Consider the following 17221-nt stretch of genomic DNA (forward strand, 5'->3'; position numbering starts at 1 on the left):
CAGAATTCACAATTCAGAATAGTTAAAGAATCAGGAGAACATTTGATGAATAAATATACCAATCATTCTAGATTCCTGATAAATTCTGGCTCCTGACTCCTGGGTGCTGAATTCTTACTTATTCTAAATGTTATTTACCTGTGAGCTTCACCAGTCCAACACCGCCGAAATAAAGCGCTAAAACTGCTCCTGCTAAGAGACTTTGAGTCAAGGGGTCAGTAGAAGGCGTCAGGACGGCTCCTAAAACCACTGATCCCATAATTACGTAACGCCAACCAGAAACCATCCGTTCTGACGAGACAATGTTCAAATTACCGAGCAACAGTTGGATGATGGGAATTTGAAATGCTAAACCAGTGCTGAATAACAATAGCAGCACAAATTCAAAATATTTATCAATTGACCAAAGTTGTTCGACTACATCTGCTCCGTAGCTAATGAAAAATTTCAATGCGGCGGGGATAAGAAGTAAATAGGCAAATACTAAACCCGCTCCAAACAGCACACTCGAACCCAAAACCACAGGCCCCAGTAAACGGCGTTCGCGGCGAGTCAGTCCTGGAACCACAAACTGGATAATCTGGTAAAGAATGAAAGGACTAGTAAGTACGAAGCCAGTGTAGGCGGCAACTTTCAGGGAGACAAAGAAATATTCTCCAGGTGCAAGTTGGAGAAATTTTACTCCTTGTGCTGGAACCTCAAGTAACTGGACAATTGGCTTAACGGCAAAGAAACAGCCAATAATGCCCACCGCTACGGCAATCAACGAATAGAAAATTCGTTGCCGCAACTCTTCTAGGTGGTCGAAAAGGGACATTTCGATTTCACCTGGCAACTCATCAAGAGGATCGGTGTCTGAGTTGCCATATCCTTCTGGGTCGAGGTTAGGAACGTTTACAGTATCTACGTCTTGTGAAGGCGTCACGTCGCTTCGCTCCGAATTCAAAATTCAAAATTCAAAATTAACAATAGCCTAAATTTATTTATGGGCTTGTATCATGAGTGTTTGTCGGTCATCGACCATTTCGGTGACTCAGCATTCTTCATTATTTTATCTGGGGAATGCAGCTACTAAGATATGTTTTTGGGTGCTGTGGGTTTTTTGTCCTGTTTTTTGGGGTTGCTATCTGCATAAGTTAGTAGGAAGCCATCTTGTAGGCAATGCCTAACCTAAAAAAAGGTGGAACCATTGAAGAAGAATTCAGAAGTCAGAATTCAGGAGTCAGAATAAATCAGTCGGGGATTCAGACCCGTGACTTTCTTGTTGACCACCAAATTTTCAATTTGGTGGGGGTCTTAAACCCGATTATTCATCCGCCAGTCGCACAGAATTCATTCTGAATTCTGACTCCTGACTCCTGAATTCTGTTCGATAATTTAGAAATCACGTCTCTGCGGATAGTAGCGCTGCATAAATTAACACAACATCAACATTTAGTACTCAGTTTTAAAAATCCGGTTCGTCAAGGTGGCATCTATACATATCGTAATCGGAAATTGTTAGCTGAGGTTGGGTATGAACCGGATAATTTGCATTGTCCTTATGGCATTGCCTGTTTATTTATACAATGTTGAGCTGGGCAATACTTCTAGTAGTAACGTGACAATTGTTAAAAACCAGTTTCCCACAATAGCTGCTCTAATTGCTTATAGTACAAATGCTCAGTTAGGCATTTTGCCGTGGCAAATATCAGCTAGAGATGACCAAACTGAAGATTGCCTTCGGTTTGGTACTTGCAAAGATTGATACTAATTCGTAATTCGTAATTCGTAATTACGGCAGCCCCATCATCAAAGAAAATTAATGGTTGTAGAATATCAACGTACAGTAGTGGTTACAGGAGCCTCAACAGGAATTGGTCAAGCCACTGCTTTGCTTTTAGACCAGTTGGGCTTCTCTGTTTTTGCTGGAGTGCGTCAAGATATTGATGCTCAAACACTTAAACAGAAAGGATCGCCAAGGCTGATTCCAATTTTTTTAGATGTTACTGATGCTGAATCGATCGCAGATGCGGTTGATATGGTAACAAATGCAGTTGGTGGTACGGGAATTTTAGGTTTAGTGAATAATGCCGGAATTGCTGTGCCTGGGCCGTTAGAATTATTAGCGATCGCAGAATTTCAACACCAGATGCAGGTTAATGTCACTGGACAATTAGCTGTGACACAAGCTTTTCTGGGTCTTTTACGCCAAAGTCGGGGTCGAATTATCAATATGGGTTCCATTGCTGGTAGGAGTCCAACGCCGTTTTTGGGTGCTTATAATGCTTCTAAATTTGCCTTGGAAGCACTCACTGATGTGATGCGGATGGAGTTACGACCTTGGGGAATCTCGGTTTCAATTATTGAACCTGGTTCTATTGCTACCCCAATCTGGGAAAAGTCTCTTAGTCAATCTGAAGTAGCACAATACGATTTACCACAATCGGCACAAAATCTCTACGGTCAAGCGATGAATATTGTCCGCAAAAAAATGCAGATTCTCGCATCTAAGGGAATTTCTGCGGATATTGTGGCTCAAGTTGTTGTCCATGCGCTGACTGCAAAACAGCCCAAGACGCGCTATCTTGTTGGACAGGATGCCAAAATTGGAGCGCTGATCAAGCATATTTTGCCCGATCAGCTACATGACAAGATAATTTTATACTCAATGGGGTTGTAGATTACTGGTTGTCAATACTTCAGAGTTCGTCACTCTGAATGCAAAGGCTGTCATTAACAAAATCATGATTTTCATTGACAAAATCATGGTTTTCATTGACAAAATCATGATTTTCGTTAACAAAATCATGGTTTTCATTCACAAAATCATGATTTTCGTTCACAAAGTCATGATTTTCATTGACAAAATCATGACTTTCATTGACAAAATCATGACTTTCATTCACAAAATCATGATTTTCATTAGACCTCTTGCATAAATCAACAATAAGAAAGAACCCCACCCCGCCAAAGCTACGCTTTGTCTCCCCTCCCGAAGAGCGGCTACGGTGTACACACAAGTCGAATTACCCCCCTTAATCCCCCCTTGTAAAGGGGGGAAACAAGAAATCCAGTTCCCTCCCCTTTCTAAGGGGAGGGTTAGGGTGGGGTAAAACCTTGGCTAATCAGTATTTCAGACTTGGTGTACACCGTAGCTTGTAAGGGGAAACAAGAAATCCAGTTCCCTCCCCTTTCTAAGAGGAGGGTTAGGGTGGGGTAAAACCTTGGTTAATCAGTATTTCAGACTTGGTGTACACCGTAGCTTGTAAAGGGAAACAAGAAATCCAGTTCCCTCCCCTTTCCAAGGGGAGGGTTAGGGTGGGGTAAACCCTTGGCTAATCAGTATTTCAGACTTGGTGTACACCGTAGCCGCTCTTCGGGAGGGGTTGGGGGTGGGGTGTTAGGGACTTTTGCAAGAGGTCTATTGACAAAGTGACTCTAAACCCAAGTTGAATTAACCAATATTTTTGCTAAAAGTCTTATGCTACAAGAATTGTAGATTATTTTTTTGTAAAATTGACGAAAGCTCGTTAATAAATCAAGCTGATGATGAGTTCAAGAGAGCGACAAAATTGTACTTAACAGTACCTTTTTTTGTGTTGGATATTTTTAATATTCATAAGAGTACCTTATTTAAGCTTAGATATTTTTGCTATTTGTACTTATAGTAGTATTTCTGCTTACTTTAACTAAAACATCACCATTAATATGTGCTATATCGAACATAGATATAATTAATTATCCTGAATGCTGCTAGTTTAGTTAGTAGTTTGATTAAAATAAGGCATAAATTACCTTAAATCAATATATTTATCTAGTAAATTTTTGCATCCCCATTCCTGAGTGAACTTGATTAGTTATGCTCCTAGATTTAGAAAGATTTTATCAGGCTTGCAATCCGAGCAGACCTCTAATTATAGGAAACCCTAGCGATCGCAGGTACTATATCGATTTTGCTGCGGTGCGGGGTGGCAAAATTATCGAAGCTTTGCAGCGGACGATCGCTAAAATATCGCCGGATATCCCAACCTGTCAACTATTTACCGGACATCTCGGCTGTGGAAAATCAACGGAGCTGTTGCGCCTGAAAGCTGAGTTAGAAGTGCAGCAATTTCACGTAGTTTATTTTGAGTCTACCCATGTCTTAGAAATGGCCGATGTGGATGTGACTGATATTTTGTTGGCGATCGCTGGACAGGTGAGTGAAAGCCTAGAAGCGATGAAAATTAGGCTCAAACCTCGCTATTTTACCAAGTTGTTTGGTGAAGTTGTGGATTTCTTGCAGACACCAATTGACGTTGGGGTAGAAGCAGAGTTGTCTGTAGGGATTGCCAAAATTACAGCTAAAACAAAAGAAAGTCCCCAATTGCGGCGGCGGTTAAGAGATTATCTAGAACCACGAACCGCAAATATTTTACAGTCAATTAATCAAGAATTACTAGAACCTGCCACCAAGGAACTGAAAGCCAGGGGTAAAAAAGGATTGGTGGTGATTGTTGATAACTTGGATCGAGTCGCAATTCGACCTTTACCATCGGGGCGATCGCTGCCAGAATATTTATTTATTCAGCGTGGCGAACAGTTACGCAAACTAAGTTGTCATGTCGTCTACACTATTCCCCTAGCCTTGACTTTCTCTAACGATAGCGCCGAACTTCAGCATCGTTTAGGCGGTGGAGTCGCACCAAAAGTTTTACCGATGATACCTGTACGTCTGCGCTCTGGCGAGATTTTTCCTCAAGGGCTAGCAATGATGCGGCAAATGGTGCTAGCTAGAGGTTTTCCAGACATTTTACCTAGCGATCGGTTAGGCTTAATTACAGAGGTGTTTGATAGTTTAGAAACCTTAGATCGATTGTGCCTAATGAGTGGTGGTCATGTCCGCGACTTACTAGGTTTACTGTTTGACTGTTTGCGAGAACAAGATCCACCCTTTGAGCGGGAATGTGTCGAACTGGTGATCCGAAGACAGCGCGATTACCGAGCTAACGCTATCGACCCCCATGAGTGGGAACTAATCTTTCAGGTGGTGCAACAGCAACGAGTTAGAGGTGATATAGAATACCACACCCTCTTGCGAAGTCTATTTGTATTTGAATACCGCGATCATCAGGGAGCTTGGTTTGCCGTCAACCCAGTTTTAGCAGAGACGGAAAAATTTAAATCATGGTTGAACGACACGCACAAGTAGATATCAGAGCAGCTAATGAGCGGGCTTTACGAAGTTTGGGGAGAGCAATTACCCTTTCTAGCGGTCAATTTTCCCTGGTTTTGGTGTGCTGCAATTATCGAGTTTTGCAAGAGCAAATGCTGCAACGACTCGAAGAAATCTCTTCAGGAGTACACCACATTCAAAAGGTAATTCTGCCGCATAATGCCAGAAGTCTTTACACAAGTATTCATTTACAACTGCTAACCGAAGCTAATCCGCCATCGGCGTTGATGATTTTGGGTTTAGAGTCAGTAGATGGACTCGACGATTTACTGAGTTCTATCAATCATATTCGGGATGAATTTCGCAAACGCCACCCATTTCCGATGATTGTCTGGATGAATGAGGAAGTATTGCAAAAGGTAGTCCGTTTAGCACCAGATTTTGCTAGTTGGGCGGCGACACCGATTCGGTTTGAAATGACAACTCAATCACTGCTGGAATTTCTGCAACAGGAAACTGACTCTTTATTTGCCACGGTGTTACCAAACGATGCTGCACCACACCAACCTCCTCAAGTTGCAAAGCATTATTCCACTGTCGAGCAAGTCTGGGAACATAGCTATGAACTCCACTTTGCGATTAAAGAGTTGCACAATCGTGGTATTACCTTAGAGCCAGAATTACACGCTAGTTTAGAATTTGTTTTTGGTCTAGATAATTATATTAGCGATCGCATCAATACAGGTTTAAGTCATTTTCAGCAAAGCTTGCAAGTTTGGCAAAAGTTAGGGGAAGCAGGGGAGCAGGGGAGCAGGGGAGCAGGGGGAGCAGGGGAAGCAGAGGAAGCAGGGGGAGTATTTTCTTTCCCTACGGCTCCTAATCGCCCATCTCCATTACTGCTGCGACAGGGAATCTTGCTGTTTTATATTGGGCTGTGTTATTGCCGTTTTGCAGAGCAAAATCAAACAGAAAACCGCCGCCATTGGTATACAGCTAAATCTTATTTTCAGCAATGCTTGCATATCTTACAGGTGGCTGGGCGTTTGGATATAGTTGCTGGATTTATTAATCAACTTGCTGAGGTTTTGCAATATCTGCAAGAGTGGGAAGAATTGCAGACTGTTGCTCAAAAGTCTCTGGAGTTACATCAAACTTATGGTACTCAAATCCAATTAGCTTGTGATTACGGTTTTCTGGCGCAAGTGGCTGTGCAGCAGTCGCGGTGGGTACAGGCGAGTATCTTAGCACACGTATCACTGCTGAAATTAGGTGAGGCGCAAAAGCAGAACGACCCTTATAACTGCTTATTTCCATTATTATTGGCGCAAATTTACTATTTAGTATTGGCGAAAGCACAGCGAAATATCGGTGAGCTAGTAATCGCTCGTGAATACTTAGATAAAGCGACAAAAGAACTGCCAGCAGCCTTAGAAAGCAGTGCCCATCAATACGATGCCCATCGTTATATTCGCTTATTGCGGAGACTGCGATCGCTCTACTTTGAAGAAGGACGATATCTAGAAGCCTATCACATTCGACAGAAACGGCGTTCTGTTGAGCAGCAGTATGGTTTTCGGGCTTTTATTGGGGCTGGACGTTTGCAACCCCAAAGACAGGCGACAAACCCAGCGTTAATGTCACCTTCTGGGAGTAGTAGCGTTGCTCTAGAAATTGCGGCTTCTGGTCGAGAGCGTGATATTAATAACTTAATTGGCAGAATTAGCCGCGCCGATCAAAAATTGACGGTGATTCACGGTCAATCAGGGGTGGGTAAGAGTTCCACCGTGACGGCGGGTTTAGTTCCAGCACTGCAAACTCGTGCCATTGGCGATCAAATAGCCGTGCCTGTGGTACTGCAAGTTTATACCGATTGGGCACGGGAATTAGGGAAATCTTTAAGTGAGGCGATGTCTAGTGATCCATCCCTGGCGATTTATGCTGATATTAAGCTAGAAGCAGCCATCGAATCGGAGGCTTTGCCTTACTCTGACACACCGTTTACCATCGGTGGCATTTTACAACAACTCCAAGAAAATGCCGATCGCCATTTGATCACAGTTTTAATTTTTGACCAATTTGAAGAATTTTTCTTTGGTTATAGCGATCGCAATCAAAAGCAAGAGTTTGATAAATTTATTAGTGATTGCCTCAATATACCCTTTGTCAAAGTCATCCTTTCCTTGCGAGAAGATTATTTACATCGGTTATTAGACTTTAAACATCTTTCGGCACTGGAAGCGATTAATAATAATATTCTCGACAAGCATATTCGTTATCAGTTAAATAATTTTTCGCCGGAATATGCGAAAGCAATTATCCAAAAATTGACCGAGCGATCGCAGTTTAATTTAGAACCCGCTTTAATTGATGCCTTAATCGAAGATTTATCCACAGAATTTGGAGAAGTCCGCCCTATTGAATTACAAGTTGTGGGCGCGCAAATTCAAGATGAACGCATTACTACCTTAGAAGAATATCAGCCATATAGACCGAATAAACTCATCGAACGATATATTAAGGAACTGATTAAAGACTGCGGTCCAGAAAATGAACGAGCCGCGTTACTTGTCTTATACTTATTAACAGATGAAAGTAACAACCGACCTTTTAAAACTCGTGCTGAGTTAGCGGCGCAGCTATCAGAATTAGAAGATGCTGACAAATTAGAGTTAGTCTTAGAAATTTTAGTTAGCTCCGGTTTAGTAGTTATCTTTCCTGATGTACCAGAACGCTATCAACTGATTCACGATTATTTAGTAGACTTGATTCGCTATCTGCAACAACAAGAATCGAGCTTACAGGTACAACTAAATCAGTTGCGCTACAAAGTAGAACAAAGTAAAGCTGAGATTGAGCGACTTAAAAGCGAACTTAGTCAAAATAAGCAGCGTTCCAAATTGGTAGCTCCCCATCCCCAACAGGGATTAGACTTATTAACAGAATTGCGAGAATTACACAAACGGGAAGAATTAAGTCAGTTAGAAATTGAGCAATTACGAGCTGAACTTAAAGAAAAAGAGTTAACAGCTAAACTTGCAGAAAGTCAAAAGAAACAAAGGCTCAGTGAAGCTCAATTAAATCGTTCGCTGAAAATTGCCCTAACCGCTTCCGTTCTCGCCATCTTGGGATTAAGTGTTTCCATCGTGACAGCGGTAGATAGCGAAATTAAAACCCTCAGTGCATCCAGTGAAGCCCTCTTTGCCTCACAAAAAGGTATTGATGCTTTAAAAGAAAGTTTAAAGGCAGGGAGAAAATTACAACAAACAGTCTGGGTAGATTCCTATACAAGAGAGCAAGTACAGACGGCACTCTATCAAGCAGTTTCAGGGGTAAGAGAATATAACCGCTTGGACGGGCATATATCTGGGGTAAATAGTGCTACATTTAGCAGCGATCGCTCTTTAATTGCCTCAGCTAGTGCGGATAATACAATCAAACTCTGGCTTCCCGATGGTAGCTTAGTTAAAACCTTGTCGGGGCATGAAGATGTAGTTAATAGCGTCAGTTTCAGCCCAGATAGTCAAATCGTTGCTTCCGCCAGTCAAGACAAGACGATAAAACTTTGGAGTCGAGAAGGTCAACTGCTTGCTACCTTATTAGGTCATCAGGGTGTGGTGAATAGTGTGAGTTTCAGCCCAGATGGTCAGATTATTGCTTCAGCGAGTACAGACAAAACAGTGAAACTGTGGAGTCGCGATGGTAAGCTGCTCAAAACTTTGCAGGGATATAATGGTGCAGTCTTGAGTGTCGCTTGGTCAGCCGATGGTCAAACCTTAGCTTCTGGGAGTGCTGATAAGACGGTGAAACTGTGGAGTCGCGATAGTAAACTGCTCAAAACCTTGCAGGGACATGAGGATGCAGTCAAAAGTGTAGCTTGGTCGCCCGATGGGAAAACAATTGCATCTGCCAGTTTAGACCAGACAATCAAGCTGTGGAATGTTGAGGGGAAACTACTGCGAACCTTATCAGGTCATAGTGCTGGAGTTACCAGCGTCAGTTTTAGCCGCGATGGAAATACGATCGCTTCCGCCAGTACTGATGAGACAATCAAACTCTGGAGTTCTGAAGGTGTGTTGCTGGGAACCCTGAAGGGACATAATAATTGGGTTAACAGTGTCAGCTTCAGCCCAGACGGTCGCACCCTGATTTCCGCCAGTCGGGACAAAACTATTAAACTTTGGCATTGGGACGATGTGTTACTGCGAAAGCCGAAAGCTGAGAATGATGACTGGGTAACTAGCATCAGTTTTAGCCCAAGCGATCGCACCTTAGCAGCCGCAAGCCGAGACAAAACTGTAAAACTTTTCAGTCGAGACGGTCAACTACTGCGTATCTTGACGGGGCATCAGGGTCAAGTTTGGGGTGTAGCTTGGTCGCCCAATGGTCAAGTAATTGCCTCCGCTAGTAAAGATAAAACAGTAAAACTTTGGAGTAGTGGTGGTCAACTGCTCAACACCTTACAGAGTCATAATGATACCGTCTTGAGTGTAGCTTGGTCGCCCGATGGTCAAGTAATTGCCTCAGCTAGTAAAGATAAAACAGTAAAACTTTGGAGTAGCAACGGTAAACTACTTAACACCTTGCAGGGACATCAAGAAGCGGTGAATTGGGTAAGTTTTAGTCCTGATGGCAAGTTGTTAGCCTCAGCCAGCGATGATAAAACCGTGAAAATCTGGAGTATAGAGGGTAAATTACTATACACATTAACTGGTCATAGCCGCCGGGTAAATGGGGTTGCTTGGTCGCCTGATGGTCAAAGCATTGCCTCAGTTAGTATTGATAGCACGGTGAAGATTTGGAATCGAGACGGTAATTTACTAGATAATCTCACGGGCGATGGCGATAGTTTTATCAGTGTCAGTTTTAGCCCCGATGGCAAGACTCTGGCAGCTAGCAGTGATGACAAAGTGAGGATTTGGAACCGAGAAGGAACGTTGCTGATAGCTTTGAAAGGCGATAAAGATGAGTTAACCAGCGTCAGTTTCAGCCATGACGGCAAGACTCTGGCTGCGGGTAGTGGCAATGGCACAGTAATTTTCCGAGATTTAGCAGATATCCAACTGGATAAATTACTGGCGCGGGCTTGCGATTTGCTACATGATTATTTGCAGACTAACCAGAAAGTAATTAAGAGCGATCGCGCCTTGTGTTCTGGTAGGTGATGGAGATTTTGTTCCCATTCAGATCGTTAATTTAAATTGCGTGAGGGATTATTTGCGCTATTCTGCCAATGTGAAAGAGGATGAGTAGCATTTGTGTGATGAGTCTTTCATAGGCGATCGCATTACCAAAAGCTCTCATTAATTTAGCAGATGGGGCGATACTCACTAACAAATATTGCTTACTTAAAGCAATTAGCACCCAAATTCTTCTCTAAGCCTGCGCCTTAAATCTCCAGAGATAGGTAGCCAGTTAATTTCTTGGCAGATATTGTTACGAGTTTCCCCATTTTGTAGGCGCTGTCTATAGATGGCTATTAACAATGTCTCTAGGCCAAACTTAGATAACATATCAGCTGCCAAGCCTATTATTCCCAGCAGAACTATACCACCTATCATCCCTCCTGGCCCCAATATTGCTAAAGCTGCTGTAATAGCAGCAGCTCCGGTAAGACCTGTAGTAGCCAATCGTAATTATAAGTACAATTGCAGGCAAACCTATTCCAGCTGCTTTCCTTACGAATTCATCCATACTATATCCTCTAGTAAATACTGATATAACAGACTTATTGGGGTTTCAAGTTTAGTGTTCCCCGAAATTTGTACGGCTCAACATCAAATAACAATTGTTCTATAGCGCAGTGATTTGAGGTTGATTATGGGGAAATATATAACAGTACAATTTCTAGCAGTTATAGCTGTAATTACTCATGAGTATGCTTGTATTCTTTATCCACGGTGTCAACACTCATAATTCTAGATATGCTGACGTACTCATAAAAAAAATCCATAAAAAACTAGCAACACCTGCAAACTTTTACTCAAGTTTCTGGGGAAACTTATTCAATAATAAGAAACATCAAACTATTGGATGTATTGAAAAAGATTTTTCTAGAGTTTGTGAACACCATAAAGAATATAAAAGTTCGTATGATGATATTTACAGATACAAAAAACGAAGAAATGAGATAATCAGTAATTTTTTAGGTGATTTTTTAATCTATCAAAATCCTGATCGTGGTAAAGCAATACGTAAAGCTATCGTTGAACAACTGAGTCAGTTCTTAAATGACCACTCAAATCAACAAGAAATTCATTTGATTGCTCATTCTCTAGGTAGTTTAATTCTGTGGGATCTCATTTTTTCAGATACTTTAGGCAATGATGATCCAGCTTTTATTTTTCGTGAGAAACTAAATCTGTTAAATTTAGCTAGCATTACGACACTGGGTTCTCCTCTCTTATTCCTTAAGCAAATGCTAGATATTGATTTCTCGGTTATCAATTATTATTTTAAAAATTCTAATAAAGAAGAAACTGCTGGATTGCAGAAGTTGAGATGGGTAAATATAATTCATTCCTCTGACTTAATTGCCTATCCTCTCAAAGCTGCCATAGAAGATGAAATTAGCTCAGATTTATTATTCTGCGATCAGTATGTGTGGCAGTATGCAAACGGGATGGAGAAAACATTAATAAATATGGGTCAATCAGATATGGCAATGGTTGTTGGAGCAGAAGATGCTCATTCTTCCTACTTTTGCGATAATCTGGATGGTGATATCACATCAGAAATTATTGCATATAATTTGTTAGGAAAGACACAAAAACTTTTAGAAAGGTATGTGCATCCAAGACCTATGGGATGATTGAAGCCATAGACAAAGCTGTAGATATTGGTAGCATTGAGTGAAGTACCCGTCAGCAAGGGAGCGAGGGCGATGTACGCAACCGTCACACAACCACTGACTTTTGAAGAGTTTCTTGCCTGGGACGATGGTTCAGGCAGAGCGTTTGAGCTATTGGATGGGATTCCCGTGCCATTATCAGAACCAAATGCAAATCATGAGGATTTGATCGAGCGACTGTGTACCTACTTAGAAAATCACTGCCAAGAAAATGACCTGCCTTACGTGTCGCGCCAGTCCAAACAGGTTCGGCTCAAAATAGCACCAGGAGAAAAGGAAAAAAGCCGTAAAGCAGATATTGTCATATTTGCAAGAGTTGAATGGCAGAGGATGAAAACTAGCTCTAGTTCTGCTGCTGCATATATTCCACCACCCGGAATCATTGAGGTTGTTAGCAACAACTGGAAGGACGACTATCTGACAAAACTTGCTGAATATGTTCGCGTAGCGTCTCGAAGAGAGGACTTGGGCGTTTTCGAGTACATCATTGTAGACTATGCTGCTTTTGGTGGCATTCGGTTCATTGGCTCTCCCAAACAGCCAACTATTACAATCTACCAACTTGAAGGTGCAGAGTATTTACCCCCAAAGGTGTTTCGAGGGGAGGATCGAATTGATTCTAGATTGTTTCCTAACATTCCCTTAACGGCTGAACAGATTTTTGCAATGAGTCGCTGATTAGCAACGACGATTTTTAACTACCACTAACCAAATGCTTTCTGTCTCAGCTAACGTCGGAGCTGTCAGTTCAACTTCTGGCGATTCCACATTTTCTATTATTGGGATTTCTGGAGGATTTTCTGACATCACTCAAATTTACATAATACTTTGAGCAGATGCAGCGTGCGATCGCACCACAAAAAATCCTTACATAATTAAATATGCGACATTGGTGTATGTATTAATACGACACAACAACACGGAAAGCCGATTGCCTCAAGGTAACAAAGACACGTAAGAGCGATCGCTATTATCACAGCACAAGTATTTCCTGTATAGGAAGATACTTGTCGTAAACCTTGAAATAGATTTTTTTATTTTACCTAAAAATCTAGGTAAACATACTAATACACTGTGACGGAAATTTGCTTACCTTTAACAAGGGGTTTGAGTAGGGCAATTCATGAATTGCTCCTACTTGTCTGCTTGCTTAATTGAGATGGTAGCTGGATTTGCACCGCACTCTATTAGGCTGTGATTTGTTTTTTATTCTCAGCTTAATTTCTGTCTAATCATGATCAAAAACACTATTCTAAATCCTCTAGTAACTGATATTCGGTGTGAAGAAATTTGTCAGATTTTGGGAGAGACTTACAACCAGGAACACTGGAACGATTGGCGCTGGCAAATGCGGCATCGGTTGACTAAGCTGGAACACTTTCAAAAGTTATTAAGGCTTAGTGCTACCGAAGAACAGGGACTTTTAATTGCACCAGAAAAGTTTGCTGTAGCTGTAACCCCATATTTTGCATCGCTACTCGATCCAGAAGATCCGTTTTGCCCCCTACGGTTACAGGTGATACCACGGCAAGAAGAACTAATAGTTAGCCCAGCAGACATGGTAGATCCATGCGGTGAAGATAACGACACTCCAGTACCAGGACTCGTACACCGCTATCCTGATCGAGTGTTGCTGCTTGCCCTAGATAGTTGCGCTGCTTATTGTCGTTACTGCACCCGCTCTCGTTTGGTGAGCCAAGGTGAGATGTACCCAGTAACGCGACGGTTGGATGCGATCGCTGCTTACCTAGAGGAACACACCGAGATCCGTGACGTGCTAATTTCCGGTGGCGATCCTCTATTGATGGCTGATGAACCTTTAGACAATTTGCTTAGGCGGCTGCGTGCCATTAAGCATATTGAATTTATCCGCATTGGTTCTCGTGTGCCGAGTTTCTTACCGCAGCGAATTACACCAGAACTGGTTGCCTTGCTTCGTAAACATCGTGTATGGCTATCTTTGCACTTTTGTCATGTGCGGGAACTTACCCCAGAAGTCGCACAAGCTTGCGATCGCCTCGCTGATGGCGGCATTCCTCTAGGCAGTCAAACCGTGCTGTTAAAAGGTGTGAATGATTCTGAAAAAGCCCTGAAGAATCTGTTTCACGGTCTTCTTAAGCTGCGTGTGCGACCTTATTATCTTTATCAATGCGACCCTGTTGTTGGCACTGCACATCTGCGAACAAGTGTGCAAACTGGGCTTGATTTAATCTCTAAATTACGTGGTCATACTACTGGCTACGCTGTACCAACCTATGTAATTGATGCCCCTGGTGGTGGTGGCAAAGTCCCAATTCAAGCCGAGACTCTAGTTGCTTATGAGAATGGTACAGCTACAGTGCAAAATTGGGCAGGTAAGACGTACACCTATACAGATCCAGTGGAGCAGGGATAATATCGTGTCCGGCTAAAGGTTCTTGGCAAAGCAAAAAACTAAGTAATAGCAGGAGATTAGTTGGAATGTTGATTGTTGGTAATACAAACCTAAAAGGTCGAGGTGTCTTCGCACAGAAGCGCTTTTTGAAAGGAGAACTCATTGAGAGAGTGCCAGTTGTTGTTATACCCGCAGAACAGGTTGAATTCCTAGATAAAACAATTTTGGGCAACTATTACTACGATTGGGAAGATAAAGCTGCGGCGATCGCTCTAGGTTTATCTTCTTTGATCAACCATTCTTACCATCCCAATGCTTATTATGTGAAAAAATTCGCCGACCGAGAGTTGGATCTGATTGCCTACCGAGATATAGAAGCGGGAGAGGAAATTACTGCCAACTATAACGGTTCTCCTGATGATAAATCTCCTATATGGTTTGAGGTTGTTGATGAGATATTTTCACTTAATTAAGGATTTAGTAATCGAAATTCTTTAATTAAGACACCTAATTTGTACATTAAAGCTAACAGAGAAAGCTTTCTCACTGGGAATTATCGGGGTATGGGATTATTCATTGGTCTGTGTTTTGACCTGAAGGCAGACTACCTTAAGGCTGGTTTCAGTGCCTCTGAGGTGATGGAGTTCGACGATGAAGAAACTATCATCGGGCTGGAAACTGCACTATTTCAGTTAGATCATCAGGTTGAACGTGTTGGCAATGGTAGAGAACTTGCTGGACGCTTGGCAAAAGGCGATCGCTGGGATTTGATTTTCAATATTGCTGAGGGTTTAAAGGGTCGCTCTCGTGAAGCTCAAGTTCCGGCAATCTGTGAATTATTCGCTCAACCTTACACTTTTTCCGATCCGCTTACCTGTGCCCTGACGTTAGACAAAGCTCTAGCTAAAAGAGTAGTTCGCGATCGCGGTTTGCCGACAGCCCCCTTTGAGGTCGTAAATACTACCGCAGAAGCAGCATCTGTGTCGCTGCCAATGCCACTTTTCCTCAAGCCTATGGCGGAAGGCAGTTCTAAAGGGGTAACTGGTCGTTCTCTTGTCAAAGAACGCGAGGAACTAGTAAATACTTATCAAGCGTTACACGAACTTTTTCAGCAACCAATACTTGTAGAAACCTTTCTTCCTGGTAGAGAAGTAACAGTAGGCATTGTTGGCAACGGTAGCAACTCACGGGTAGTAGGTGTGATGGAAGTAATTTTTACAGGACAAGCGGAAGGCTTCGCCTATACCACCCTCAACAAGGATGAGTATCTAGAACGGGTATCTTATCGTTTACTCATAGATCCTGAACCACTGGCAGCACAGGCAAGGCAATTGGCGCTGGATGCTTACCATACTCTTGGTTGCCGTGATGCTGCCCGCGTGGATCTGCGTTGCGATGCTAGCGGTACGTTGCAGTTTATGGAGGTTAACCCATTGCCAGGGCTACATCATATCCGCTCAGACTTGCCAATGATGGGACGTTTGGGTGGTGTGAGATACACAGAAATCATTGCTCAAATAGTCGAGTCTGCATGGCAAAGATATAAATGCTGAACAAAAGGCAGGGGGACAGGCTGACAGGTGTGGGAGGTGTGGGAGGTGTGGGAGGATGGGGAAGAAGTCTTACCCCCCACACTCCCCACACTCCCCACACTCCCCTGCCTACACTATGCGTGAGAAATCCGGGTCAGTTACTTCCCCCTCATCTCTGCCCTTTTTTATGCAATATGAAGTTGCTCAAACTAAACTACAGAGGGATGTTAGGTGATACGCTCATCTTATAATGTGTTAAATAGTGTTACCTAACTGTGGAGAATATACTCATGAATTTATTATTTATGCAAACAGCAGCACCAGCTATAGATGCTGGCCCTCATTTTCCTGTTGCTTTTACCTTGGTGTATGTCGTTGGTTTTATTGCTGCTGTCACCATTGGGTCAATAGCTTGGTACAACTCAAAACGCCCCGCAGGTTGGGAAAGCAAAGAACGTCCTGATTTTGTGCCTAAAATTGATAAAGAAGAAACTCCAGGTCTGGGTGAACCTAAGTAATAAGCAGTGATGAGTGCTGAGTTTAATAATCAAACTTACAGCAGTTTTGATTTATTTTGAACCAAATTTTACATTATCCAGAACCCTTGTAGAGACGTAGCACTGCTACGTCTTTACATTTGTGTATTAACTCCGCAAAGAAGTTACATTCATATATCGTTCAATCTGCGAATCAGACGGGATAACTCACGAATGATATTGACCGCAATTTCGGGAGTTTCTTCAATCGCATCATACAGTTGCTCTTGCGTTAGTTCTAAAAATTCACAAGGTTCCAGAGTTGTGGCAGTGGCGGAGCGAGGTTGAGTATCAAATACTGCCATCTCACCAAAGTATTTTCCCTGTTCCACTTCTGCAAGTTGTTTGTTTCCAATGTGAACTTTAACTCGACCTGACACCACAATATAGAGCGATCGCCCTTCTTCTCCCTGTCGAAAGATGGTGTAATTAGCTGGGAATGACAATTCGTTCATCACTGAAGTGAGCCGCACAATAAAATCATCCCGCAATTCCTTAAAAATCGGGACTCGCCGGACAAATAATAAACGGTCAACACTGGTTAGCATAATTACAAGTTAAAATTCCAACATTACAGAACATCTCAAAACTGAAGTCAGAGGGCGATTAGTCATATTACCGATGTTGAATGCTAGCCGTCAAGGATATCTGAGGCTTTACCAATCTGACAAGGGTTCTCTTCAATAAGAGAAGAGCGATGCCTACGGCGGTAAACTACGCGCCTAAACTTCTCAGATATTAACTCAGTATTCGGTATGACGAACTGCTACTTTTCCCTATGCGGTTTAGCCGGAA

16 protein-coding genes are annotated in these 17221 nt (G+C 42.4%); 11 read left to right on the forward strand and 5 right to left on the reverse strand.

Features of this window, described 5'->3' with window-relative positions; genetic code table 11:
- Positions 1-130: 130 nt before the first annotated feature.
- Complete coding sequence (gene tatC / locus V7K61_RS19295; protein WP_335055651.1) at positions 131-925, reverse strand: twin-arginine translocase subunit TatC; 795 nt, start codon at positions 923-925, stop codon at positions 131-133.
- Positions 926-1516: 591 nt separating this feature from the next.
- Between tatC and V7K61_RS19300 the strand changes: the two genes are divergently transcribed.
- Both V7K61_RS19300 and V7K61_RS19305 read left to right on the forward strand, forming a co-directional pair.
- Positions 1517-1747 (forward strand): hypothetical protein, encoded by a 231-nt coding sequence (locus V7K61_RS19300; protein WP_335055653.1) that lies wholly within the window; start codon positions 1517-1519, stop codon positions 1745-1747.
- Between the two features lie 57 nt (positions 1748-1804).
- A complete protein-coding gene (locus V7K61_RS19305) occupies positions 1805-2662 on the forward strand; it encodes an SDR family NAD(P)-dependent oxidoreductase (protein WP_335055655.1) in 858 nt (285 codons plus the stop codon).
- Positions 2663-2681: 19 nt separating this feature from the next.
- Here the strand turns inward: V7K61_RS19305 and V7K61_RS19310 are convergent, their stop codons facing one another.
- Complete coding sequence (locus V7K61_RS19310; protein WP_335055657.1) at positions 2682-3002, reverse strand: hypothetical protein; 321 nt, start codon at positions 3000-3002, stop codon at positions 2682-2684.
- Positions 3003-3841: 839 nt separating this feature from the next.
- On the opposite strand from V7K61_RS19310, the gene V7K61_RS19315 reads away from it, so the two are divergent.
- Entirely contained in the window at positions 3842-5173 is a 1332-nt protein-coding gene (locus tag V7K61_RS19315) for a P-loop NTPase fold protein (RefSeq protein WP_335055658.1), read from the forward strand.
- Positions 5149-10299 carry an nSTAND1 domain-containing NTPase gene (locus V7K61_RS19320; RefSeq protein WP_335055660.1) on the forward strand — a complete coding sequence of 1717 codons (5151 nt, stop codon included), beginning with the start codon at positions 5149-5151 and terminating at the stop codon, positions 10297-10299. Before V7K61_RS19315 ends, V7K61_RS19320 begins: the two co-directional genes overlap by 25 nt.
- Before the next feature lie 192 nt (positions 10300-10491).
- On the opposite strand, the gene V7K61_RS19325 is transcribed toward V7K61_RS19320, so the two are convergent.
- Positions 10492-10764: a hypothetical protein gene (locus V7K61_RS19325; RefSeq protein ID WP_335055662.1), complete on the reverse strand. Its 273-nt coding sequence runs from the start codon at positions 10762-10764 to the stop codon at positions 10492-10494.
- A gap of 242 nt (positions 10765-11006) precedes the next feature.
- Here V7K61_RS19325 and V7K61_RS19330 point away from each other — a divergent pair, with 242 nt between their 5' ends.
- Both V7K61_RS19330 and V7K61_RS19335 read left to right on the forward strand, forming a co-directional pair.
- Complete coding sequence (locus V7K61_RS19330; protein WP_335055664.1) at positions 11007-11945, forward strand: hypothetical protein; 939 nt, start codon at positions 11007-11009, stop codon at positions 11943-11945.
- Positions 11946-12017: 72 nt separating this feature from the next.
- Positions 12018-12662, forward strand: a complete 645-nt coding sequence (locus V7K61_RS19335) for a Uma2 family endonuclease (RefSeq protein WP_335055666.1) — start codon at positions 12018-12020, stop codon at positions 12660-12662.
- Here V7K61_RS19335 and V7K61_RS19340 read toward each other — a convergent pair whose 3' ends face one another.
- Entirely contained in the window at positions 12663-12791 is a 129-nt protein-coding gene (locus tag V7K61_RS19340) for a hypothetical protein (protein WP_335055668.1), read from the reverse strand.
- A gap of 427 nt (positions 12792-13218) precedes the next feature.
- On the opposite strand from V7K61_RS19340, the gene V7K61_RS19345 reads away from it, so the two are divergent.
- The 5 genes from V7K61_RS19345 to psb35 all read left to right on the forward strand — a co-directional run bounded on the left by V7K61_RS19345 (position 13219) and on the right by psb35 (position 16408).
- Positions 13219-14379 (forward strand): KamA family radical SAM protein, encoded by a 1161-nt coding sequence (locus tag V7K61_RS19345; protein WP_335055670.1) that lies wholly within the window; start codon positions 13219-13221, stop codon positions 14377-14379.
- Between the two features lie 65 nt (positions 14380-14444).
- Positions 14445-14831: an SET domain-containing protein gene (locus V7K61_RS19350; RefSeq protein WP_335055673.1), complete on the forward strand. Its 387-nt coding sequence runs from the start codon at positions 14445-14447 to the stop codon at positions 14829-14831.
- A gap of 90 nt (positions 14832-14921) precedes the next feature.
- Positions 14922-15911 (forward strand): D-alanine--D-alanine ligase family protein, encoded by a 990-nt coding sequence (locus V7K61_RS19355; protein ID WP_335055675.1) that lies wholly within the window; start codon positions 14922-14924, stop codon positions 15909-15911.
- The gene (locus tag V7K61_RS19360) at positions 15905-16141 is read left to right on the forward strand and encodes a hypothetical protein (protein ID WP_335055677.1); all 237 of its coding nucleotides are present in this window, start codon (positions 15905-15907) and stop codon (positions 16139-16141) included. The genes V7K61_RS19355 and V7K61_RS19360 overlap by 7 nt, the downstream gene beginning before the upstream one ends.
- A 39-nt stretch (positions 16142-16180) precedes the next feature.
- A complete protein-coding gene (gene psb35 / locus V7K61_RS19365) occupies positions 16181-16408 on the forward strand; it encodes a photosystem II assembly protein Psb35 (protein ID WP_335055679.1) in 228 nt (75 codons plus the stop codon).
- 149 nt (positions 16409-16557) lie between these two features.
- Here psb35 and V7K61_RS19370 read toward each other — a convergent pair whose 3' ends face one another.
- Positions 16558-16974 carry a cyclic nucleotide-binding domain-containing protein gene (locus V7K61_RS19370; RefSeq protein ID WP_094347260.1) on the reverse strand — a complete coding sequence of 139 codons (417 nt, stop codon included), beginning with the start codon at positions 16972-16974 and terminating at the stop codon, positions 16558-16560.
- Between the last annotated feature and the right edge of the window lie 247 nt (positions 16975-17221).

The organism is Nostoc sp., assembly GCF_036918015.1.
In the GTDB taxonomy this organism is placed as follows: Bacteria; Cyanobacteriota; Cyanobacteriia; order Cyanobacteriales; family Nostocaceae; genus Nostoc.